Here is a 23522-nt window from a genome sequence, read left to right on the forward strand (position 1 = left end):
CGCATTACTAAGAGGGCCCTGAGATAGGAAAAGCACCCTTTTTCAGGGCCCTTTTAATCGACCGTATCAAAAGGTTTTGGTAAGATGGAAATGGAGGTTGATGAGATGAATCAAATGGAGTATGAAAAATTAAAAGTTTTAACAGAACAGTTGTTAGACTTAAACCAAGAAGCAGAACACTATTATATAAATTTCGTCAAAAAAGAAGGCTATGAGGTCGATTTTTACGGAAGGGTTAAGCCGTTTGTCGATAAGGTGACACATATCAAAACAGAATGGCTTCCTTTAGCGATTCGGTTTGTTCAGGAGAACAGACCTCTTCACCTTCATCCTATTCAATTAAATCAAACCGAAGAAAATTTAGAAATTGTTGCAATAAAGTCGTTTTACGCTGATACAGGTTTGAAGCGTCAACATGAAACGTTTAAATCGGTCGAATATGTATTGCAGCAGGTACTAAACGCATTGAATACGAAATAGATGTTAAGAACAGGAGAGGTAAAAAATGAATTCAATTGTAGACATTGATTGGCTTGGGAGAAATATAGACAACCAACAGGTACGAATTATCGACTGTCGTTTCTCTCTGGGAGATCCTGAGAACGGCGAACTTCGTTATGAGCAGGCTCATATACCCGGAGCAGTCTATCTAGATTTAGAAAAAGATTTATCCGGTCCTGTGATGGAGCACGGAGGTCGTCATCCATTACCAAGTATAGAAACCTTATCAGTGAAATTAGGTCAATATGGAATTGATAATAAAGTCACAGTTGTTGCTTATGATGATGAAGGCGGTCCATTTGCTTCAAGGCTATGGTGGCTTCTACAATATATGGGTCATGACAATGTTTATGTACTAAATGGTGGTTTTTCGTCTTGGGTTGAGAAAAATTCAAATGTTACACCTGTCATCCCTTCATTTGATAAGAAAATATTTAAGGCTAATATTTGTGAAGAGTTACTCGCAACTCGAGAAATGGTACTTGAACGTACAGATACATCCATCCTTATTGATTCTAGAGAGCCGGCACGATATGCAGGAGAAATTGAACCAATCGATCGCATAGCTGGGCATATCCCAGGTGCTAAAAACATTTTTTGGAAAGAAGTACTAATGGAAAATGGACGTTGGAAAGCAGTTGAAAATATGCAACAATTTGCTACTTTCTCACCTAAAGATGAACTAATTGTTTACTGTGGGTCGGGTGTAACAGCTTGTCCTAATATCTTAGCCTTAAAAAATTTAGGGTTTGAACGAGTGAGATTGTATAGCGGTAGTTGGAGTGATTGGATTAGCTATGAGGACTCCGAGATTGAATGTGTAAAGGATAAGTGAATCTAAATACAAAAAAACACGGACTGAATAAATAATCCGTGCTTTTTTGTATTGTAGCTAGCCATTATCGCGGAAAGAATAAAAAATCATAACAATAAGCGTACCGAATGACATAATTGTTAGAAGTGTGACTAGTAGAGTTGATGGTTCTGCATGAGCAGCCTCTTCAGCAGCACCCCCGGCAGCAGCAAGAGCTACCTGAAATGGTACTACGAAAAATGTAAGCAGACAAGCCGCTAGAACAGATAACTTTTTAAGCATTTTCGACCCTCCTCGTAACGTAAAAACAAACCTTTTAGTTTTACACAGTTTTCTATCCTTTTCATTATAGAGTTCGTCCTATAAATAATCAATAAAGGAAACAAATATGCCACAAAATGAGCATATTTAATTTAATCTGCTTGCTAATATAATAGGTGATGGAATCCTAGGCATGTTAAGCAAGGTAGAGTGTTTGTTTGAAACGTTGAACGTGTAGGGTCAGGGGTTCGCAAAAGGTGTGCAATATGATAAGATAAATCTATTGTTCAGTACGTTAGAAAAGCATGATTTTCATGATGAAAGGATTAAGTACAATGGCACAAATACATTTAGAAGATATTATCATTGCTAATCAACGGTTAAAAGACGTTGTTACGCATACACCTCTACAAAGAAATCAAGCATTATCGGAGCGTTATGAATGCAATGTTTATTTAAAAAGAGAAGACCTTCAAGTTGTACGTTCATTTAAAATTCGCGGTGCATATCACCAGATAGCAAGTTTACCATCAGAAGAAATTAAAAATGGGGTGGTATGTGCGAGTGCAGGAAACCATGCTCAAGGGGTAGCTTATTCCTGTCAAGCTTTGAAATTACCCGGAAAAATATTTATGCCATCCACTACACCTCGTCAAAAAGTTGACCAAGTGAGGTTTTTTGGTAAAGAATATGCAGAAGTCATTCTCTCAGGTGATACATTCGACGACTCGTTTAGAGAAGCGATGAAATATTGTAATGAGCATCAAATGGCGTTTATTCATCCGTTTGACCAAGAGAAAATTATTGCTGGGCAGGGAACCGTTGGACTTGAAATTATGAATGATATCGATGAAAGTATTGATTACCTTTTCTCTTCAATTGGTGGGGGAGGTTTAATAAGTGGAGTTGGTACGTACATAAAGAGTATTAGTCCAAAAACAAAGCTTATTGGTTGTGAACCTGCAGGAGCTCCTGCAATGAAGGAATCTTTAAATCAAGGGAGAGTTATTGAGCTTGAAACCATTGATAAATTTGTTGATGGAGCCGCAGTCAAGAAAGTTGGAGAATTGACTTTTGAGATATGTCAAAATCTTCTTGATGATGTCGTTCTAGTACCTGAAGGGAAAATTTGTACAACGATATTAGAACTCTACAATAAAAATGCCATTGTCGCTGAGCCTGCGGGGGCTATGCCAATCTCAGCATTAGACTTCTATAAAGAGGAAATCAAAGGAAAGACGGTTGTTTGTATTGTTAGCGGAGGAAATAACGATATTGGTCGAATGCAGGAAATGCAGGACCGGTCGTTAATTTATGAAGGATTGCAGCATTACTTCATTATTCAATTTCCTCAACGTGCTGGAGCATTACGAGAATTTATCTCTGACGTATTAGGTCCAGACGACGATATAAATCGATTTGAATATACGAAGAAGAATAATAAAGGAAATGGACCAGTTTTAATTGGAATTGAATTAAAATGCGATCAAGATTATCATCAATTAATTGATCGACTCAATAAAAAAGGTTTTGGGTATCATGAAATTAATAAAAATGAAAGTCTATTTAATTTATTAATTTAAATTTATTGCTCGTTCAGGTTGAACGAGCTTTTTTTAGGATAGCAAAGCGGGTTAGCGAAGAAAGAATATAGAGACGGCCTATTGCCGATTAGAGGAGGACCATAGGGTGAGTGAGGATAAAAAAGGAATTTTACTCGAAAGCGGTACGAACGAGTTAGAGGTTATCGTTTTTGTGATTGGTTCAGGGCTTTTTGGGATAAATGTTATGAAAGTCCGTGAAATCATTCAATCTCCTCCAATGGTTGAAATGCCAAACAGTCATGATCATGTGGAAGGAATCATTCGACTTCGTGATGAAATTTTGACTGTCGTAAATTTAAGTAAAGTATTAGGTTTTCCGCCTTCGAGTACTCTTGTTGAGGATAAATTGATTGTTTCAGAGCTCAATCAGATGAAAGTTGCATTTCGCGTAAATTCTGTTTCAAGAATTCACAGAATTTCATGGGAGCAGATTGAAAAGCCGTCTGATTTAGCACAAGGTCTCCAGTCTGTAACAACGGGTGTCGTTAAATTGGACGAGCAAATGATTCTTCTGTTGGATTTCGAGAAGATTATTTACGATATTAGTCCTGAAAAAGGGATGAACATCAATCAAGTTAAGGCACTTGGGAAAAGAGAACGAAGCAACAAACGAATTGTGATCGCCGAGGATTCAAGTATGCTGAGGAAGCTTCTACACGATACATTATCTGAAGCTGGTTATAATCATCTTACGTTTTTTGAAAACGGAAAAGAAGCGTGGGAATATCTTGAATTTCTTAAGCAGGGAGATAAAGTAAAAGAAGAGGTTCAACTCATTATAACGGATTTAGAAATGCCAAAGATGGATGGGCACCATTTAACAAAGCGAATAAAACTAGATGAGGAGTTACAAAGTATTCCAGTTGTAATTTTTTCTTCACTTATATCAGATGATTTGTTTTATAAAGGAAAAAATGTCGGGGCTGATGCGCAAGTAAGTAAGCCTGAAATTGTCAAGTTAATTGAAATTATTGATAAATTATCGTAATAAGTGAAAGGGACAATGAGAGGATCGCTCTCATTGTCCCTTTCCTCTAACCTTCTAGTGCTTATACAACTGCGTCATTTTCTCAAAATGAGTGGACATGGTATACTAAATAGCAGAAATGGCTTATAGAGGAGGAATTTGAGATGAGATTGAAGGATAAGAAAATCATTGCAATTATTGACCATGAATTCGAAGATTTGGAGCTTTGGTATCCTATTTTACGTTTGCGCGAAGAGGGGGCTGCGGTTCATTTGGTCGGGGAGAAAGCAAATGAAGTGTATAAAGGCAAATATGGTGTACCTGCTACATCAGAATATGCGTACGCCGATATTAGCGTAGAAGATTATGATGCTCTCCTTGTTCCAGGTGGTTGGGCTCCAGATAAATTAAGAAGATATCCTGAAGTGATCGCGTTCGTTAAACATATGGATGAACATAAAAAACCAATTGGTCAAATTTGTCATGCGGGATGGGTTTTAATCTCTGCCAAAATTTTAAATGGACGAAAAGTAACAAGTACACCTGGTATTCGTGATGACATGGAGAACGCTGGTGCAACATGGGTTGATGAAGCCGTTGTTGTAGATGGTCATCTTATTTCGAGCAGACGGCCACCGGATTTACCTCCTTATGTAAAAACATTTGCAGATATATTAGCAAATAGCTAGGTAGAAGGAGCAATCATGGAATTTCATTTTTTAGGAACAGGATCAGGTGTGCCGGCTCTACAGCGGAATGTTAGTGCTCTTGCGATTCGCTTTCTGCAGCAAAAAGGCATGCAATGGCTCTTCGACTGTGGAGAAGCAACACAGCATCAGTTATTACATTCTCCGATAACATTAGCAAAAATCGAACGAATTTTTATAAGTCACCTTCATGGAGATCATATTTTTGGATTACCAGGGGTGCTAGGGAGTAGGTCGTTTCAAGGTTCCGAGACCCCACTTATCCTCTACGGTCCAAAGGGCTTAGAAGCGTTTGTTTATTCATCCCTTCAAGTTTCAAATACCCACCTTCGTTTTCCGCTACAAATTATTGAAATTGAGGAGGGATTTCGGTTTCAAACGGATGAATTAGAGGTGGAAGTAATTGAATTGGATCACGGAATGCCAAGTTACGCTTTTAAAATTAGGGAATTGGATAAACCTGGCACTTTAAATGTTGAGGCCTTAAAAAAAATGGGTGTTATGCCAGGTCCAATTTATCAACAGCTAAAAGAGGGTAAGGTTCTTACTTTAGATGATGGTCAAGTGGTAGAGGGTAAGGACTTCGTAGGGCCAGCGAAATTAGGCCGAACTATCATTGTTGGAGGAGATACTCGTCCGCTTGAGAAAATGATTGATTTTGCCAAAGGAGCTGACGTGCTTATCCACGAAGCAACCTTTCGACATGAGAAAGCAAGTCACGCTAGGCAGTATGGGCACTCTACAGTAAGACAAGCAGCTGAAATCGCTAATAAGGCAGAGGTTGAATTACTTATTTTAACTCATATTAGTTCAAGATACGCGGGTCAAGAACAGGAAATTGAGGAAGAAGCTCGTCGTACTTTTACAAATACAATTATTGCTTACGATCAGATGATTTATTCCATTTGATTTGTATAAAATGATGGATGACTACGCAAAGTAAGACCATTCTTATGAGGGGGAATGGTGATGACTGAACGCACGCAATTAAAGGAGTTTTTACAAAAAGCGGAAGAAACATTGGAGGTTGCTCAGAAAGCATTGGATGACGCGCATCGTGTCCAACCTGGTGATCCTTCTGAATATTCACATGCACAGCTTCAGCTTGAGGAGATTAGCGATGAACTAGACGCGCTTATTCATGCGGCAACTCCAGAACAACGATATGAGCTTACCCGAACCCAACAACAGATTCGCCAGCTTCAAAATCATATGATCCTGAAACAATAGTTGATTAAGCGATGGTTCGACGTTGAACCTTCGCTTTTTTACATTTAAATAGATAAAGCTCTTTTAGATGCGAAGTCCACTCTTTTTTGCTACAATAAGGAAGAAGAAAGAATAAGTGAGGGACGTATCATGAATGAGGTTAATAGTATAATTTTGCAAGAAAAATTGGACAAAAGAGAAGCACTAACGGTTCTTTTTGTATATTCACCGCTTTGTGGGACATGTAGATTAGCTGGAAATATGCTTGAAGTCATCGAAGCGTCCTATCCTTCTTTGCCTATATACAAGCTAAACATTAATCATGCACCTTCGTTTGCGCAAGACTGGAGAATAAAAAGTGTACCTTGCTTGCTCGTTTTTCAAAAGGGTTTAGGAGTGGAAAGGCGCTATGCATTTCATTCCATTGGTCATCTTCACGAGATGATGAAACCTTATGCTGCACTTGCTAATCTTCACATGAATCGCTCTATTTGAAAGGGGAATGTATAGTATGTCAATGCATTACGAAGAATACATGCGTCAAGTTGTGTTACCAATGAGATCGGAATTAACAGAGGCCGGATTTCAAGAATTAACGACAGCTGAAGAAGTAGATCACTATATGGAACAAGCCGAGGGGACTACGCTAGTTATGATTAACTCTGTCTGTGGATGTGCAGCTGGTATTGCCCGTCCTGCTGCAGTGACATCCCTTGTCCATACGAATACACCTGACCATATTGTGACGGTGTTTGCAGGTCAAGATAAAGAAGCAACGGCTCAAATGCGTTCTTATTTTCCTGAGTACCCACCGTCATCACCATCTATGGTGTTATTTAAAGGAAAAGAGGTTATCCACTTTATTCCTCGTGAACAAATAGAGGGCCAAACACCTGAATCAATTATTCGAAATTTAGCGCATGCTTATAATGAGCATTGTGCAAATTAACAAGAAAGGCCCCTCCGAGAGGGGCCTTTCTACTTCAGAAAGGAGTGTTTTAATTGAAGGCACCAACTTTTACGTTACCCGAACTTCAATCAAATCAACGTTGGTCTTTAGAGAGCTTTGAAAATAAGAAGGTAATGATTACATTTTGGACTTCTTGGTGTCCAGACTCTCAAAAAGACCTCTTACAAAAACAAGCACTTTTTGAAACGGCTACAACTGACGAAATCAAGATGATTACGATTAATGTCACCGGTCGCGAACGAGATGGTGACATTAAAGAATTTGTTAGAGAGCATCAGTTCACCTTTCCAATATTATGTGATGAAGGAACGAAAACCTATGATTCTTATCGTTGTATGGGTGTTCCAACAACAGTTCTTTTGAATGAACACCATGAAATTGTCGCTACATTTCATGATAAATCATCCTTTATGGATATTATGAAGGGTTTGTCCACGATACTTTAAGGACGTACGCCGTAAAAGACAATGGTTCCCATCATTTCAAAATTAGGATAGCCGCTTTGCTTATAAAGTTCTACTACATGCTCTCGGTTGTATGGCACTCGGTTAAGGTGCAGACGATGACTACCTTCTTCAATTTCAACGATGAGATAAGACGCTAAAGGATGTCCATCAAACGGTAAACCCACACTGCCTGTGTTTGCAACATTTTTCCCATGGAGTGAGCGAATAAATGGTAGATGTGTATGACCAGAAATATAAAGATCCGCGTCGTCCTTTTGCATAATAACGTCTTCAATTTTTTTCGTGTCATCTGGTAAGACAATATCAAAAAGGCTATCTGGTGTGGCGTGGAACGCATGAATGACTAAATCTAAACCGTCTTCAATCACTAGTTCACTTGGTAGGTTTTCTAAATACTCAATGTCATCTTGTGTGAGACGTTTATATGTCCACTCTCTTTCAAGATTCATCATTTCCAAAGCTTTTTCAGGTACTTCGCCTGGTTGAATACCGCGAACCACCCATTCATCCGCATTACCTTTAATGACTTTTGCATTAAGATTACGAACTAAATCTAATGTACGTTTAGGCTCTGGACCACGGAAACAAAGGTCCCCAAGTACATAAATTTTATCGACTTTTTGCTTGGTAATGTCGTGTAAAACGGCTTCAAGTGCTGTTGCATTTCCATGGATATCAGATAAAAAAGCAAATCGCATGTAGAAATACCTCCTTTTAGGTCTATGTTTATATTATATAGGAAAATCATCAAACAAGAAAACGTGAAGACCGGATTTTTTTACCTTATCTAAAAATAGCAATGATTGGCACTGCTTTATGACGTATGGTAAGATCATAATGAATACTAAGGGGGACTATATATGAATATTTTATCAATTGAACCAACGCCTAGTCCTAATACGATGAAATTAACGTTAAGCGAAAGCTTAGGGCAGAGTACACGCAATAGTTATAATGCTAAGAATAAAGAAGAAGCTCCTGAATATATTAAGCAATTGTTTGAAATTGAAGGAGTAAGAAGTGTCTATCATGTTGCGGACTTTTTAGCGATTGATCGCCATCCGAAAGTTGACTGGAAGATCATTTTACCTAAAGTGCGTGGTGTCTTCGGTGAGAGTGAGGAGGAACAATCGGTCGTAGATAATGCTCCAACTGAGAGCTTTGGTGAGGTGCAAGTTCAGATCCAGGTATTCAAAGGAATTCCGATGCAGATAAAACTTTCAGATGGTGACGAAGAACGACGCGAAGGACTCCCAGAAAGATTTACTGAGGCGATAGCTAAGTCTCAAAAGCCGAGTGATAATGTTGTGATGGAACGGAAGTGGGTCGATCATGGGGTAAGATATGGAGAGTTAGATGATGTTGGAAAAGAGGTTGTCGATGAATTATCTGCTTCGTATTCTGCAGACCGTTTATCAAATCTAGTGGCTGCTGCGAATGGGGTAGAGAAGGTGAAAGAAAACACTGCATCTCAACATTTTATCAAAGTAACTCTAGACATGCTTGAGAAGGATGATTGGCGCGAGCGTTACGCAGCATTAGATAGAATGGACCCCAAAGAAGAAGACTTGCCGGTTCTCGAAAAAGCACTAGAAGACGAGAAAGCTTCCATTCGTCGTTTGGCTACGGTCTATTTAGGAATAATTGAGAAGCCTATTGTCCTGCCATTGCTTTACAAAGCATTAAAAGACTCTTCTGTGACTGTACGGCGAACAGCTGGGGATTGCTTATCGGATATTGGTGATCCTTCAGCTATACCTGCTATGGTTGACGCATTACACGATAAAAATAAGCTAGTTAGATGGAGAGCCGCAATGTTCTTATACGAAGTAGGAGATGAATCCGCTATCCAGGCGCTTCGACAAGCCGAAGCAGACCCAGAATTTGAAGTGGCGATGCAAGTGAAAATGGCGCTTGAACGAATTGAGGGTGGAGAAGAAGCAAAGGGTTCAGTATGGAAGCAGATGACGGACACAATGTCTTCAAATGAATAGGGGGAACCTAGGGTGACAAAGCAAGATATTTTAGATGAATTAAAAAAACGTGACATGAAGGATATTCTGGAGATAGTTAAAGATGCTGAGAAGGGTTATTTAGAGGAGTTAGAGCTCGTCGAATCAATTGGTCTAGTCTATGATAAAGAATTAAATGATGACATCCTTTCTTTGTTGAAAGAGTTTGGTGTTAAAATTGAATATGTGAAAGATGAGGAAGAATAATAGAAGGATCGGTAAGGAGGAAGCGTATTGCGCTCATTACCCTCACAACAAATATCTGTAAAAGCTCTACCTGCTTGGCGGCTTCAAGCGTTCTTTGAAAGCTTACTTTTTGCACTACTTCCAATAGGATATGGTGTATTGCTTTATTTTTTTTCATTTCCTTATTGGATTTTATGGACATTAATTGGATTATATCTCTTACTTGTAATCATGACTGTTTTTATTTTACCTAGTCTACGTTGGCGACATTGGCGTTACGATGTGTTGGAACAAGAAATAGATTTGCAGCATGGAGTTTTTATTGTTAAACGAACACTAATTCCGATGACGCGCGTGCAACATGTTGATACAGAGCAAGGACCACTACTCCGCAGGTATAAACTGGCAGCTGTCTCTATTTCAACGGCTGCCACTGTACATAAAATACCTTCTCTGACTCTTGAAATTGCAGATGAACTCCGTGATCGAATCGCTGCATTGGCGTCGGTGGCTGAAGATGAATGAATTAAAACGTCTCCATGTTGCTGCAATTTTCGTCACATTTCTAAAGGGGTTACGGGATTTGATTTTCCCTATTCTTATTAGTCTTTTTTTGGGAGGAACAAATAACTCAGGTAGTTTTTTCCGTTTTGAATATGTTTGGCTTATTATCTTACTGTTTACCTTTTTATATGGCATAGCAAATTGGCTGACATTTCGCTACCGAATTAACAATGGCGATTTATATGTACAAAAAGGTGTTTTTATTAAAAAAAAGCGTTATATTCAACAGCAACGAGTCCAAAGTATCGATATAACAGCGGGATTGTTCCAACGTCTATTTGGTCTAGTTATGGTCAAAATAGAGACTGCTGGTGGCGGGACAGAACCAGAAATAAATCTAATTGCGGTCTCGCGTCGGGAGGCTGAAATTATACGAGCCACGTTGCTCTTTAAAAAAAACAATGAGGGAAAGTCAGATGTTGAAGACTACTTATTTCAAGAAGCCTCTTCTCCTCGGACAGAAGTGAAATGGAAGCTAGGAAATAAACGTCTTTTTATTGCGGCAATGACATCAAGTGGTATTGGTTTAACTATATCTGCTGTTGCTGCTTTATTTAGTCAAATTGAGCAATTAATACCTGAACGTATTTATGAGCGTACAATTGGATTGGTTACAGGAAGTGGTTTTTCCTTCCTGCTGGCACTTGTTCTGATGATATTAATTATTGCATGGCTTGTTTCTATGTTGGGAACAATGCTTAAATATGGTTCGTTTGCGATAGAAAAAAACGGGGAAGAACTTGTCGTCACAAGAGGCCTCATTGAACAGAGGCAATTAACGTTGCAAGAAGGAAAAATTACTGCAGTTCGTCTAGTACGTAATATTTTCAGGCAACCCTTTGGGTATACGTCCGTATATGTAGAAAGTGCGGGTGGAGGTTCGAACGAAGAGCAGCTTTCTACCGTTCTTATCCCGTTAGTTCATGAACGTGAATTACTGCAAATATTTCGAACTTTTTTACCTCATTATCAGCTTGAAGCAACAATGGTAAAGGCTCCGCAACGAGCTTTACTTCGTTTTCTAATAAGAAATCTTATTGTTCCTGTTCTTGTAACAGGTTTGGCTATTTACTTCTTTTCGTCGTATGGTTTTTTGGGAGTTATTCTTATCGGATTAATGGGTGGATTAGCTCTAATGCAATTTCGTGATGCTGGATCGGCCTGGACGGAAGATTTTGTCTGGCTCCGTTACCGAAAACTAAGCCAAGTAACTGTAATCGCTCCAAAAAGGAAAATTCAAGCTGCTGAACTACAAGAATCTTTTTTTCAACGAAGGCGGCATCTAGCAAGCTTTCAAATCTCAATACTATCAAGTATTGTGGGAAAGTCTTTTCGTGTTAGGGATCTTGATAGTAAACGTGTTGAGGAGCTTTTACAGTGGTATTCATTTAAAAAGAAGCATGACAGAACTTTATGAGTTCTGTCATGCTTCTTTATTTTGAAAATTCATTTGTATAGGTTACGATTGAACGCTTACCAAACTCGGTTGTAAATTCAAATCGGTCATAAATTTCATCATTTGCTTCCTCGACCAATGTTCTATCATAATGATGCTGGACCATGACCATCCCTTGTTTTCCTTTAAAGGTTAAAAAATTGACTCCTTTAAACGATGAACGACCTTCTGAATAAAGAAGTTGGCTAAGCAATGAATTATGACAGTGAGTTAAATCGTCATGAGTCAATTGATGAGTCGTTAAACTTTTTTCTAATGATTCTAGGGCAGTGGGTTCTAATTCATTACGTAAGATAAAGTAAGGATCAAACTGCTTTTTATCAATAAATAAAACATCATTTTCATTCGGAGAGAAACGTTGACCATTCTCTGTCTCAAATGAACCGTCCCCGATATAGTAACCAGTTTGTTTTTCTAAACCAATTTCCCATATGAATTCAAATGGGCATTCTTTTAAATCAAGCTGCTCTCCGTGCTTATCAACCAAGTAATAGCGACCTTTTTTTCGATGAAATGTATATTCAATGTAGTTGGTATCACTTTCATTTTCGACGATAGGAGTCTCTTCTCCTAATCCTTTCTTATATAAGAAGGAGTGGAGAGCCTTAATTTCATCATTACCTTTTTTGGTTTGGTCATGCAGTTGCTGAGTCCGTCTGTCAACAGAAACGAGAAGGGAAGCTGAATACGACGGGCATTCTTCTGATTCATAAGGAGTTAATTTCGATCCAGAGCACTCAACAAGCTGATTTTCTAAGTAAAGGGGATCACGTATTACAACACGATCCTCTTCGCGCAACGAGTCTGGAAAAGATTGAAGCGCTTTGATTTTCACTTTTCCTCGCCAAGGTTTACGAGGTTCAGTAACGACCTCAAGAAGTTCTCCTATATATCTACCTTCAGATCCTTCATCAAGAAGGATGAGTTGACCTATTACATTTTGTGCTTGTTTTCGATCCATGGAAACCCTCACTTTTTCATTCTCGAATAGTAGGATACGTGCATTCGAGTCATTATTACTTAACATTATAGACAAGTGCTTAAGGATTTAGCAAGTTATCATAATAAAAAGACTATAATACGTTTAGTTTTTCTCGCGTTCATATCGTATTGCTTGTAGTCTGAGGAGGTGATTTATCCGTTCTATTCTTGACTTTTCAAGCTGTTCTTGATAGTCAATGAGAGTTAATTCCATCTTTGACAAGGTTACAAAGACTTCTTCTTTTTGTTCTAGTTGATGTTTTAACGATAGGGATAGAAATGCATTCATTAAATGAGGGATATCTTCCCTTAGCATCCTCCGAACAGTGTGCTTTTCTTCAAAATCTAATAATTGAAAATCGACCTCAAGTTTACTAGCTTGGTCTGCTATTCGCTTAAGTCGGCTTTCAATTAAAGGGTCAAGCGAAAAAACATTAATGCTTTCTAGATAACGTTTTGTTTCATCAAGTAATATTCGGACATCTTCTGTCAATGTTCCTTGAAATGATGCTGAATAATTCGTGTGTGTTTGAAGGGGAGGTCCCCCGTGAATAAGAGCCTCATCTAAACGATGTATACGAAAGAAAACCCCATGAAATGTTGTCGACTCTTTAATTGAACGAACATGGGCACGTCCGTCTTTTATATACTGAATCGTTGCTTCTTTACAAAAGCCAACACCTTGTTTTGATTTAATGTATTTTCGGTAACACACAATCGTCATTCTTTTATGAATGGGAGCTGTGGAATGTTTCGAATCATTCATGATAACTTTAATAAACTTTTGACTAGCTTTTATTTTAAGTCGCCAGTTTTTATGCTTTCGTTTAAAGGTCAGTTTTTTATTCTGACCATTTGCTTTTTCAATCATCACATTTAGTAATTGTTCTGTATTCGAAATAAGTAATCTTGTTGCTTCATCTCGAAGGAGATGCTCATCAACAGGTCGACGATGAGCAGGTGTAAACATTTCAAGTAAGGTATTTGCAAGCATATTCATAGAAACGTCTCCTTATTGATGCACGGTTACTTTCCAAGTAATTTTGTTTCCATTTCTTGGTTTAGGGTGTTTAATTCTGTAATAAATTGTTTTCCACTTGTGACGATACGTTCATTCGATTGCTCGGTTAACTCGATAGCGTCGAATACATTCTGATACGCTTGCCGAAACGCTTCAATGGCAATCGCTGGTTCTTCTAATGTTTTTAGCGTTTGCTCTGTATTTTGCTTTAAAAGTTCTGAGTTTGATAGGAGCATTGATTCAGTTGCTTCATTTACACTTCGTACGGCCTTGATAACTTTTTGCTGGTTGTTTAATGCTAATTGGATCGAGGCTGTGACTGTAATAATATTTTTGGTCATTGTGATCGCATTAAAGATAGCTTCCTCAAGTTTTTCGTTATTTTCAATAATCAAATCGACCGAAGCTAATGATTGTTGAAGAACCATAACTGCTTGAGACATGTTTTTTACACGAGATATAACTTTTTGTTGACCCTTTTTTAAAGCATTTGGATTGTCGGCCCACCGCTCAGAAGTCATTTCGGACTCCAGCATCTCATGCAGTTCATTCCCGACTTGAATTTGTTCATTTAGTCTGCTTATTCGTTCTCGAGCAACGCCTTTTAACTGTTGAAGCATTACAGTATCTTCTTGGAGCTTATCCTTACCACTTAGTAGTCCTTCAATGATTTGATCTACTTGCGCTTCAATCGTCTGATATTTTCTAGCGTATTGTTCTATTGGACTTTTCCGTAATAGTTTATTAACCCATTTCTTTAATTGACCGTCCTTTAAATAGTCAGGTTCTAGTTCGCTGACCGTTTCTTTTAATTGGTGAAGTTGGTTCGGCAACTTATTCGATTGGTCATTCATCATCTCTTTTACAGGACGTTTCAATCCTTCTAATGTTTCTCCTGCTTGACGTTGTTCTTCTTCACCAAGTCCGTTTAAAGTTTCTAACAGTGTATCAATATCTTCATGTTGTTTAAATTCTTTAATTATTTCGGTTGTCTGAGGTTTTATCTCTTTGTTCATCGTTATCCCTCCTCATTTCTATACGAGAATACAGCTAATTTCGTTTCAAGAGTATTCAATTATTGTAGGATTTTGTCTCTTTTTATTATGACGGATAAGCCGTACTAAAACAATCATTCTCTAGGTTGACTAAAACCATCATACGTTCTCCGCCTTAAGACGGAGAACTTGGCCTATATCCTGAGGTGAATCTTCATAAATAATAATGATAGAAGGTGAGAGGATTTACGTATATTTACTACTGTTTTTATTGAGAGTGATCGTAGTCGATATGCGGTAGAAACAATTGTACGTAATTTTAATGAAGAAACTAGGAGAGAGTTAGCTAAGTTAAATCATTTAGTAATAAGAATAAAAAATATCGTGAGGTTTATTAATTATAATTAAATTATACAAGGGGATCCTTACTGACAAGAGGTTGCAATGATTAACCTCAGAGCACAAAACATATAATATAGACAAAACTAGTGGCTATCGTCATGAAGTGTTGGAAAGAAGAGTTTTTTGTCGATTTTTTTAAAGGAACTTTAATCCAATAAACTTAATGCATTTTTATACGTATACATAAAGAAATTATGCATTATTAGGCCTGAGATATAATTAAGTAAAGTTTGTGAAAATTGTTAAAAGCCAAGATAGAAAGCGCTTCCATATTTTATTTATGTAAAATTTTTATTTGCCGAAGTGTCAGAAAAATGATATGATCCTGTATATTAGCTCAGAAACTTTTTGGGGAGAGTTGATCGAATTTATTTTTGGAGAAAGGTTGATGCCAATGCGGTACGCTGGATACCCGAAGAAACAAGGCCTATACAACCCGCAATTCGAGCATGACAATTGCGGTATCGGCTTTTTAGCACATATGAAAGGTAAGAAATCGCATCAAGTAGTTGAGGATGCGCTCCATATTTTGAGAAACCTCGAACACCGTGGTGGTCAAGGTGATGAAGTGAACACTGGGGATGGTGCTGGAATACTTTTGCAAATCCCACATCGTTTCTTTACAAAAGTATGTTTGGCAGATGGTATCACTCTTCCTGAAGAAGGACAATACGGAGTTGGGATGCTGTTTTTGCCACAGAATGAACAAGTACGAGCAAGCTGTGAACAAAAAGTAGAAGAGATTGCTAAAGAAGAGAACATAGAGTTCTTAGGCTGGCGTACAGTTCCAACAGATGACACTATGCTTGGCAATGCGGCAAAAACAGCAATGCCCTTTATTCGACAACTGTTTTTTAAACGTAGTGAGAATTTTAAAAATGAACTTCAATTTGAACGGAAATTATATGTCGTACGTAAACGTGCAGAAATTGAAACTGCCAAGCTAATCTCTGCAGATGACTCGTTCTACTTTACAAGCTTGTCAAGCAGAACGATTGTTTACAAAGGGATGTTAACGACTGAGCAAGTACATCAATTCTATCTTGATATATCGGATAAAGATTTCGAGACAGCTATTGCTCTTGTTCACTCTCGTTTTAGTACGAATACATTCCCAAGCTGGGAACGAGCTCACCCGAATCGTTATATGATTCATAATGGTGAAATTAACACGGTTCAAGGAAACGTTAATTGGATGCATGCACGTGAAGCACAATTTGAGTCAGACATGTTTGGTGAGGATTTAGAGAAAATTCATCCTGTTGTTGACCAATCTGGTAGTGATTCATCGATGTTTGATAACACACTTGAGTTTTTGTCGTTATCAGGTCGAACACTTGCTCACTCTGCAATGATGATGGTTCCAGAACCTTGGCAAAATGATGATAAAATGAGTCCTGAAAAGAAAGCATTTTATCAATTCCATAGCACATTAATGGAGCCATGGGATGGACCGACGGCGATTGCCTTCACAGATGGAAAGCAAATTGGTGCCTGTTTGGATCGTAATGGACTCCGACCGGCTCGTTATTATGTGACAAAAGATGATTATATTTTAATGTCTTCAGAAGTCGGTGTGCTTGATATCGATCCCGAAAATGTTCTTTATAAAGAGCGTCTTCACCCAGGTCATATGTTGCTCGTTGATACAGTTGAAGGAAGAATTATTCCTGATGAGGAAATTAAAAACCAAATTGCAAACGAGCATCCATATGAAGAATGGGTAAGTGAGCATCTTACTCAATTAGAAGATGTACTAGAAACATCTAAAGTGGAGAATACAGAGTTTTCGAAACTAGAAACTCGTCAATTAGCATTTGGTTATACGTATGAGGAACTTTCAAAAGTTATTCAACCGATGGTTACTTCAGGGGTCGATCCAATTGGTTCAATGGGATATGACTCGCCATTAGCTGTGCTTTCAAAACGACCACAATTGTTATATAGCTATTTTAAGCAATTATTTGCTCAAGTTACGAATCCGCCAATCGATGCGATTCGTGAAGAAGTCGTTACGTCTCTTGGGACAACTGTGGGTGCGGAACGAAATCTGTTAAACCCTGAACCACTTAGCTGTCGTCATATTCACTTACCGTATCCGATATTGGATAACGAAGAGTTAGCTAAATTACGCCATAACAAAATGGACGGGTTTAGTGCAATTACTTTACCTATCTTATTCCCTGCAAAAGGGGAAGATAATCGTCTAGAAACTGCATTAAATACGTTATTTACTCAAGCTGATGAAGCAATTGAATCTGGTCAGGTATTACTCATTTTAAGTGATCGTGGTGTAGATGCGAATAACGCTGCTATTCCGGCTTTACTAGCGGTTTCTGGTTTGCATCACCACTTGATTCGTCAGGGCACTCGTACAAAAGTAAGTATTTTACTTGAGTCTGGTGAACCGAGAGAAGTACATCATCATGCGGTATTACTTGGCTATGGTGCGGAGGGAATTAACCCTTATCTTGTCTTTGATTCGATCGATGGACTAATTCAAGATGGTCTTTTAGAAGATGTTTCTTATGTAGAAGCTATTAATAAATATATTAAAGCAGCTTCAAAGGGAATTATGAAGGTTCTATCAAAGATGGGTATTTCAACGATCCAAAGTTACCGTGGTGCTCAAATTTTTGAAGCAGTTGGAATACATGAGTCTGTTATTGATAAGTACTTTACATGGACGACTTCTCGTATTGGTGGTATTGATTTAGATATCATTATGAAGGAAGTTATGATGAGACACGAGCGAGCATTCTCTGAATTAGAGGGTGTTGATAAAGCTTTGGATCCTGGGGATGATTTACAATGGCGTCGTAATGGCGATCCACATCAATATAACCCTCATACTATCCATATGCTACAAAACGCTTGTCGCGCCAATAAATATGATTTATTTAAGAAATATTCATCTGCGATTGATGAACAAACGAAGGAACAAACCACACTTCGCGGGCTATTGAAATTTAAAGATAGTCGAGAAGCTATTTCGATTGATGAAGTAGAGCCTGTTAAGAGCATCGTAAAACGTTTCCGTACAGGAGCAATGTCATTCGGTTCAATATCTCAGGAAGCTCATGAAACACTTGCTATTGCGATGAACCGCCTTGGTGGTAAAAGTAATACAGGTGAAGGTGGAGAAAATGCAGCACGTTTTACACCAGATGAGAATGGAGATCTTCGCCGTAGTTCAATTAAGCAAGTTGCGTCGGGACGTTTTGGTGTGACAAGTCATTATCTTGTTAATGCTGATGAAATCCAAATCAAGGTAGCACAAGGGGCGAAGCCAGGAGAAGGTGGACAATTACCTGGAAACAAGGTTTATCCTTGGGTAGCCGAAGTTCGTGGTTCTACACCTGGTGTAGGATTAATCTCACCACCACCACATCATGATATTTATTCGATCGAGGATTTAGCTGAGCTAATCCATGATTTGAAGAATGCAAATCCTTCAGCAAAAGTAAGTGTTAAACTCGTTGCAGGTACTGGTGTTGGGACGATTGCTGCCGGTGTAGCAAAGGGACGTGCTGATGGAATAATTATTAGTGGATATGATGGTGGAACAGGGGCCGCTGCAAGAACGAGTATTAAGAATACAGGCTTACCTTGGGAAATCGGTCTAGCTGAAACACATCAAACTTTATTAATGAATAATTTACGTGACCGTGTCACGCTTGAAACAGACGGTAAGTTGATGACGGGAAGAGATGTTGTTATTGCTGCACTTCTAGGTGCTGAGGAATATGCATTTTCTACGGCTCCGCTTGTTGTTTTAGGATGTATTATCATGCGTGTTTGTCACTTAGATACATGCCCTGTTGGGATTGCGACACAAAATCCTGAATTACGCAAAAAGTTCATGGGTGAAGCGGATCATATTGTGAACTTCATGACATTTATTGCAGAAGAAATTCGTGAACTTATGGCTGAATTAGGATTCCGCACAATGGATGAGCTTATTGGTCGTACGGATGTTCTTGAAATGAATGAAGCGATTGATAATGAAAAAGCAAAGCGAGTAGATCTCTCGAGCTTACTTTATCAACCGAATCCTGGCAATTATGAGCGGAATTTTTGCACAAAACAGCAGGATCATCAATTAGAGTTATCCTTGGATTCTCGTGTCCTTTTAGGAGCAAGTCAAGAAGCTCTTGAAAAGGGTGAAAAGGTTCATGTTGTTACTGAAGTAAAGAATATTAACCGAGTTGTAGGAACGATTGTAGGTAGTGAAGTAAGTAAACGCTACGGTGCAGAAGGGCTTCCTGATGATACGATTACCATTGAGCTCAAAGGTTCAGCGGGACAAAGTTTAGGTGCTTTTGTTCCAAAGGGTATTACCATTCGTCTAGAAGGTGATGCGAATGATTACACTGGAAAAGGGTTATCTGGTGGTAAAATCATTGTTTATCCTCCTGCAAAATCATCGTTCAAGGCTGAAGAAAACATCATTCTTGGGAATACAACTTTCTATGGCGCAACTAGCGGCGAAGCGTATATTCGTGGAATTGCAGGGGAACGATTTGCTGTTCGTAACTCTGGTGTACGGGTTGTCGTTGAAGGAGTTGGTGACCATGGACTTGAGTATATGACTGGTGGAGTTGTTGTAAACTTAGGTGCGGTTGGTAAGAACTTTGCTGCCGGTATGTCGGGTGGAGTAGCTTATGTTTTAGATGTGAATAAAGACTTTGATGCTAAGTGCAACAAAGAAATGGTTCTTCTTGAAAGTGTAACTGAGCAAGATGATGTTCTAGCATTAAAGAAAATGATTGAAAACCATGCTGATTATTCAGGAAGTGAACTTGCTAAACAAATACTCAGTAATTGGACTGAGATGTTACCTCGTTTTGTGAAAGTCATTCCTAAGGACTACAAGCGTATGCTTGAAGCAATTGAGCGAGTAAAGCAAGAAGGTCTTTCTGGTGTTGATGCGGTTATGGTTGCTTTCGATGAAAACAAGAATGATAAATCACGTGTTAGCGGAAAATAATAAGAAGGGACGCAAGTTGCGTCCCCTTCCATTTTTTTCGCAAAAATAGATGGCAGTTTGGAGTGTGTGCGATGGGGAAACCAACAGGATTTATGGAATATAAACGAGAAAACCCTACAAAGCGCGATCCGTTCGAACGTACAAAGAGCTGGCAAGAATTTACGATTCTCATGCCTGAGCCTGCGTTACGTCAACAGGGTGCGCGTTGTATGGATTGTGGTGTGCCGTTTTGTCAAACAGGTACAACAATGGCTGGATCTGGTGAAATTGGATGCCCAGTCTATAATTTAATTCCAGAATGGAACGATCTAGTTTATAGAGGTAAATGGAAAGAAGCGTTGGAACGTCTTCATAAGACAAATAATTTCCCGGAATTTACAGGGCGTGTTTGTCCTGCTCCGTGTGAAGGTTCCTGTACAGTTGCAATTAGTGATAACCCTGTAACTATTAAAAGCTTGGAGTATCACATTGTGGAACGCGGCTTTCAAGAAGGTTGGATTGTTGCAAATCCTCCTAAGAAAAGAACAGGTAAAAAAGTAGCGGTAGTTGGATCTGGCCCAGCTGGATTAGCTGCAGCAGCTCAGTTAAACAAGGCAGGACACACGGTCACTGTATTTGAGCGAGAGGACCGAATTGGTGGATTGCTCACATACGGGATTCCTGATGTGAAGTTAGCAAACCATATTGTTGAACGTCGCTTAACAATTTTAAAAGAAGAAGGCATTCAATTTGTGACAAACACGGAGATTGGTAAAGATTATCCCGTTTCTAAATTGAAAAGTGATTTTGATTCTGTTATTTTAGCTACTGGTGCCACGAAGCCTCGTGATGTTCAAGTAGAAGGCAGAGAATTAAAGGGAATTCATTTTGCAATGGACTTCTTAACTGCTAATACAAAGAGCTTATTAAACTCTGAGCATGCTGATGGTAATTATATTTCTGCTGAAGGCAAAAATATCATCGTTATTGGTGGTGGTGATACAGGTGCGGATTGTATTACGACATCTGTCCGTCATGGTGCAAAATCAATCACGCAATTTGATATCAATCGACCGAAATCTGAAGAGCGTTTAGATACGAATCCATGGCCAATGTTTCCAATTGTTTATCAAATGGAAGACGCTCATAAAGAAGCGAAAGCTGTATATGGTTCTGATCCTCGTGCGTATCAACTTAGCACAACAAAGTTTGTTGGTGATGATCATGGTAATGTTAAAGAACTTCATACGATTGATGTTGAAACAACGATTAAGGAAGATGGAACGAAGGTTCGTACCCCAATTCCTGGAACAGAAAAAGTATGGCCGGCTGAGTTAATTCTTTTAGCGGTTGGTTTCACAGGACCAGAAGAGCGAATTATTGAAGAAATGGCGCTTGAAACAGACAAGCGTTCAAATATTAAAGCTGAATATGGCAATTATGCAACAAATGTTGAAGGTGTGTTTGCGGCTGGAGATAATCGTCGTGGACAAAGTCTAGTTGTTTGGGCTATCAATGAGGGACGAGAGGCAGCTAGAGAATGTGACCGCTTCTTAATGGGTGCGTCAAATCTACCATAAATTATTAATATGAATGTAAACGTAATGTAATGGTATTTTCATAGGTTTCATGAGAAAATGTAAATATTAGAAATGGACCTATGAAAGGGCGTATGGATTATGATGCCATTGATGAAGCGTGGACTTCTCATTTCATCTGCGCTCCTTACACTTAGTTTTTTTGCCTCAAATGAATATATGAAAGATGTTCAGGCACAGGCTCCTGCTAAGCTGCAAGGTGATAGTAGTGAAAAGCCACTAATTTACAAGGTAAATGAAGATAGCTATGATTTATTTCACGCAGTGTTACCGTCAAGTACGGAACAATATATTCACCGTCATGTTTCTTCTGTTGATGTCTATACAGATTATGTGTTGCATTATGCTTTTGAGCAAGGAAAGATAAAATTTGGACCTACGATCTCTTCGAAAATTTCGACTTCTTTTGAAGAAGAGATTTTACCTCGTTTAAAGCAAGTTGTCACTGAAACAACGGCTGGATTAACATCTGAAGAGTGGAAGCAAATCAAGCTATCTACTCATCCTGCTTCAGGATTAGGGGAAAAGATATTTCACCTTTACAATGAAGAAAGTGGAAATGATTTAATTCGCTTTCATGTGCGAAGAGATCAACCACCTAAACAAGGCTATTGGTTTAATTTTCATTATCACACATATGTTGATAATTATGAAAAACATCATAATTTAGGATCGATATATTGGGGTAAAGATATGCCGCCACGTTGGATGGCATAAATCAAATTCTTATTTGAATAGTAGAAGAGCGTCTCACAGGTTAATAGCCTTGAGGCGCTTTTTTAGGTTGGGAAAATTATTTATGATAATAGTCACTTTTTGTCGAAAGGACGCTGACAAATAAATTTAATCGTGATAATATAGTCCTAATAGTCATGTATAAGTATTATAGAGACTAAATATTGGAGGAGAACCATGGCGAGACAAATTACGCTTGTAAGTTTTGCAGTTTTAATGTTTATTACCGTTTGGGTGGTTGTGATTCTTAAATTAGGACAATCTCATTCACAGCCTGAGTTTGCTACAGGAAGTATAACAAACGATGACATACAGGTAATGGAAAGTGAAAGAGCTGTGCCGTTCCCGGAATCGATTAAAGATGAGCAATATAAAATCGATGAGGTAACACAAATAGCTAATGAACAAATTAAGGAAGAAGCAGCAACTATATTAGAAGAATTTCTTCCGCAGATTTCTTCAAAGGTAGATTTGAGAAATTATGATTTTAGTGACATTTCCACTGCAGATGGTGTACCTATTGATGGAATTTTAGAAAAAATAAAAATCGAGTAAGAAATTCAACTTTTTATTTGGAATTCCCTCCCATATCTGAACGATTTTTTGGTACGATAGGTGTATGAAGAAATCCATTCAAATGATGGGAGGGTATTTTTTTGGAGGCTGAACAAGTACAAAAGTCACGTCCTGCTTGGTTAAAATGGACAGTGAGAGTAATCTTGAGCTATGTTACTTTACTAGCTATTATTTTAGCAATTACAATAATCGTTATCTTAATTACTTTATCATTTACTGTGATTGATGGATTATCTGAATCAAGAACATTAAATCAACTCTCACAAGAGTATCTTATACCGATTTCAGATTTCTCATGGAAAATTTTCACATGGCTAGTGCCGGGTTTGTAGGAGGAAATAATGCAGCAAGAAATTATCTTTGTTCTTATTCTTTTTTTCTTTTTTCTTATTACTGGATTGTTCGGTGGCATTGGTGTGTATAGCTTAATGAAAAACAATAAAACACGGGCAAAATGGAGTTTTACTATCGGCTTCATTTGCATTATCATCTACATAATTGGAATGTTTTCGCTTAGTATGTAAAGG

General features: G+C 38.4%; 25 protein-coding genes. 20 read left to right on the top strand and 5 right to left on the bottom strand.

Annotation, left to right across the window (positions count from 1 at the left end):
- The first annotated feature begins 105 nt into the window (after window positions 1-105).
- Together CEF19_RS17545 and CEF19_RS17550 are read left to right on the top strand one after the other, a co-directional pair.
- Window positions 106-480: a YppE family protein gene (locus tag CEF19_RS17545; RefSeq protein ID WP_100407257.1), complete on the top strand. Its 375-nt coding sequence runs from the start codon at window positions 106-108 to the stop codon at window positions 478-480.
- 25 nt (window positions 481-505) lie between these two features.
- On the top strand, window positions 506-1336 hold the full coding sequence (locus tag CEF19_RS17550) for a sulfurtransferase (RefSeq protein WP_100407258.1): 831 nt from the start codon (window positions 506-508) through the stop codon (window positions 1334-1336).
- Window positions 1337-1393: 57 nt separating this feature from the next.
- On the opposite strand, the gene CEF19_RS17555 is transcribed toward CEF19_RS17550, so the two are convergent.
- On the bottom strand, window positions 1394-1597 hold the full coding sequence (locus tag CEF19_RS17555; RefSeq protein ID WP_100407259.1) for a hypothetical protein: 204 nt from the start codon (window positions 1595-1597) through the stop codon (window positions 1394-1396).
- A gap of 314 nt (window positions 1598-1911) precedes the next feature.
- Here CEF19_RS17555 and ilvA point away from each other — a divergent pair, with 314 nt between their 5' ends.
- The 8 genes from ilvA (at window position 1912) to CEF19_RS17595 (ending at window position 7479) form a co-directional block, all read left to right on the top strand.
- Window positions 1912-3159, top strand: coding sequence for a threonine ammonia-lyase IlvA (gene ilvA, locus CEF19_RS17560; protein ID WP_198510312.1), 1248 nt, complete (start codon window positions 1912-1914; stop codon window positions 3157-3159).
- Between the two features lie 106 nt (window positions 3160-3265).
- Entirely contained in the window at window positions 3266-4168 is a 903-nt protein-coding gene (locus CEF19_RS17565; protein WP_100407260.1) for a chemotaxis protein, read from the top strand.
- Between the two features lie 143 nt (window positions 4169-4311).
- Window positions 4312-4836: a type 1 glutamine amidotransferase domain-containing protein gene (locus CEF19_RS17570; protein WP_100407261.1), complete on the top strand. Its 525-nt coding sequence runs from the start codon at window positions 4312-4314 to the stop codon at window positions 4834-4836.
- Window positions 4837-4851: 15 nt separating this feature from the next.
- A complete protein-coding gene (rnz, locus tag CEF19_RS17575) occupies window positions 4852-5763 on the top strand; it encodes a ribonuclease Z (protein ID WP_100407262.1) in 912 nt (303 codons plus the stop codon).
- Window positions 5764-5823: 60 nt separating this feature from the next.
- Window positions 5824-6084: a DUF2524 family protein gene (locus tag CEF19_RS17580; RefSeq protein ID WP_157800991.1), complete on the top strand. Its 261-nt coding sequence runs from the start codon at window positions 5824-5826 to the stop codon at window positions 6082-6084.
- Window positions 6085-6213: 129 nt separating this feature from the next.
- Window positions 6214-6558: a thioredoxin family protein gene (locus CEF19_RS17585; protein WP_100407264.1), complete on the top strand. Its 345-nt coding sequence runs from the start codon at window positions 6214-6216 to the stop codon at window positions 6556-6558.
- A 16-nt stretch (window positions 6559-6574) separates the two neighbouring features.
- A complete protein-coding gene (locus CEF19_RS17590; protein WP_100407265.1) occupies window positions 6575-7012 on the top strand; it encodes a BrxA/BrxB family bacilliredoxin in 438 nt (145 codons plus the stop codon).
- Between the two features lie 53 nt (window positions 7013-7065).
- Window positions 7066-7479 (top strand): TlpA disulfide reductase family protein, encoded by a 414-nt coding sequence (locus CEF19_RS17595; RefSeq protein ID WP_100407266.1) that lies wholly within the window; start codon window positions 7066-7068, stop codon window positions 7477-7479.
- On the opposite strand, the gene CEF19_RS17600 is transcribed toward CEF19_RS17595, so the two are convergent.
- The gene (locus tag CEF19_RS17600) at window positions 7476-8198 is read right to left on the bottom strand and encodes a metallophosphoesterase family protein (RefSeq protein ID WP_100407267.1); all 723 of its coding nucleotides are present in this window, start codon (window positions 8196-8198) and stop codon (window positions 7476-7478) included. The two genes, CEF19_RS17595 and CEF19_RS17600, sit on opposite strands and share 4 nt — an antisense overlap.
- A gap of 162 nt (window positions 8199-8360) precedes the next feature.
- On the opposite strand from CEF19_RS17600, the gene CEF19_RS17605 reads away from it, so the two are divergent.
- The 4 genes from CEF19_RS17605 to CEF19_RS17620 are packed head-to-tail and all read left to right on the top strand — an operon-like array spanning window position 8361 to window position 11679.
- A complete protein-coding gene (locus CEF19_RS17605) occupies window positions 8361-9494 on the top strand; it encodes a conserved virulence factor C family protein (protein ID WP_100407268.1) in 1134 nt (377 codons plus the stop codon).
- Window positions 9495-9506: 12 nt separating this feature from the next.
- A complete protein-coding gene (locus CEF19_RS17610; protein WP_100407269.1) occupies window positions 9507-9719 on the top strand; it encodes a hypothetical protein in 213 nt (70 codons plus the stop codon).
- 27 nt (window positions 9720-9746) lie between these two features.
- Window positions 9747-10223 carry a PH domain-containing protein gene (locus CEF19_RS17615; RefSeq protein WP_100407270.1) on the top strand — a complete coding sequence of 159 codons (477 nt, stop codon included), beginning with the start codon at window positions 9747-9749 and terminating at the stop codon, window positions 10221-10223.
- Complete coding sequence (locus CEF19_RS17620; protein WP_100407271.1) at window positions 10216-11679, top strand: PH domain-containing protein; 1464 nt, start codon at window positions 10216-10218, stop codon at window positions 11677-11679. The genes CEF19_RS17615 and CEF19_RS17620 overlap by 8 nt, the downstream gene beginning before the upstream one ends.
- Before the next feature lie 16 nt (window positions 11680-11695).
- On the opposite strand, the gene CEF19_RS17625 is transcribed toward CEF19_RS17620, so the two are convergent.
- The 3 genes from CEF19_RS17625 to CEF19_RS17635 all read right to left on the bottom strand — a co-directional run bounded on the left by CEF19_RS17625 (window position 11696) and on the right by CEF19_RS17635 (window position 14736).
- Window positions 11696-12679 carry a DUF2777 family protein gene (locus CEF19_RS17625; RefSeq protein WP_157800992.1) on the bottom strand — a complete coding sequence of 328 codons (984 nt, stop codon included), beginning with the start codon at window positions 12677-12679 and terminating at the stop codon, window positions 11696-11698.
- 123 nt (window positions 12680-12802) lie between these two features.
- Window positions 12803-13699, bottom strand: a complete 897-nt coding sequence (locus CEF19_RS17630; protein WP_100407273.1) for a hypothetical protein — start codon at window positions 13697-13699, stop codon at window positions 12803-12805.
- Window positions 13700-13725: 26 nt separating this feature from the next.
- The gene (locus tag CEF19_RS17635; protein ID WP_100407274.1) at window positions 13726-14736 is read right to left on the bottom strand and encodes a toxic anion resistance protein; all 1011 of its coding nucleotides are present in this window, start codon (window positions 14734-14736) and stop codon (window positions 13726-13728) included.
- A gap of 775 nt (window positions 14737-15511) precedes the next feature.
- Here CEF19_RS17635 and gltB point away from each other — a divergent pair.
- The 6 genes from gltB to CEF19_RS17665 all read left to right on the top strand — a co-directional run bounded on the left by gltB (window position 15512) and on the right by CEF19_RS17665 (window position 23519).
- The gene (gltB, locus tag CEF19_RS17640; RefSeq protein ID WP_100408363.1) at window positions 15512-20107 is read left to right on the top strand and encodes a glutamate synthase large subunit; all 4596 of its coding nucleotides are present in this window, start codon (window positions 15512-15514) and stop codon (window positions 20105-20107) included.
- Between the two features lie 71 nt (window positions 20108-20178).
- Window positions 20179-21666: a glutamate synthase subunit beta gene (locus tag CEF19_RS17645; RefSeq protein ID WP_100407275.1), complete on the top strand. Its 1488-nt coding sequence runs from the start codon at window positions 20179-20181 to the stop codon at window positions 21664-21666.
- Window positions 21667-21765: 99 nt separating this feature from the next.
- The gene (locus CEF19_RS17650; protein WP_100407276.1) at window positions 21766-22401 is read left to right on the top strand and encodes a YpjP family protein; all 636 of its coding nucleotides are present in this window, start codon (window positions 21766-21768) and stop codon (window positions 22399-22401) included.
- Between the two features lie 195 nt (window positions 22402-22596).
- Complete coding sequence (locus CEF19_RS17655) at window positions 22597-22974, top strand: hypothetical protein (RefSeq protein ID WP_100407277.1); 378 nt, start codon at window positions 22597-22599, stop codon at window positions 22972-22974.
- 101 nt (window positions 22975-23075) lie between these two features.
- Window positions 23076-23327 (top strand): hypothetical protein, encoded by a 252-nt coding sequence (locus tag CEF19_RS17660; RefSeq protein ID WP_100407278.1) that lies wholly within the window; start codon window positions 23076-23078, stop codon window positions 23325-23327.
- 9 nt (window positions 23328-23336) lie between these two features.
- Window positions 23337-23519: a hypothetical protein gene (locus CEF19_RS17665; RefSeq protein WP_100407279.1), complete on the top strand. Its 183-nt coding sequence runs from the start codon at window positions 23337-23339 to the stop codon at window positions 23517-23519.
- Window positions 23520-23522 lie beyond the last annotated feature (3 nt).

This window comes from Bacillus solitudinis, from assembly GCF_002797395.1.
Classification (GTDB): domain Bacteria; phylum Bacillota; class Bacilli; order Bacillales; family Bacillaceae_D; genus Halalkalibacter_A; species Halalkalibacter_A solitudinis.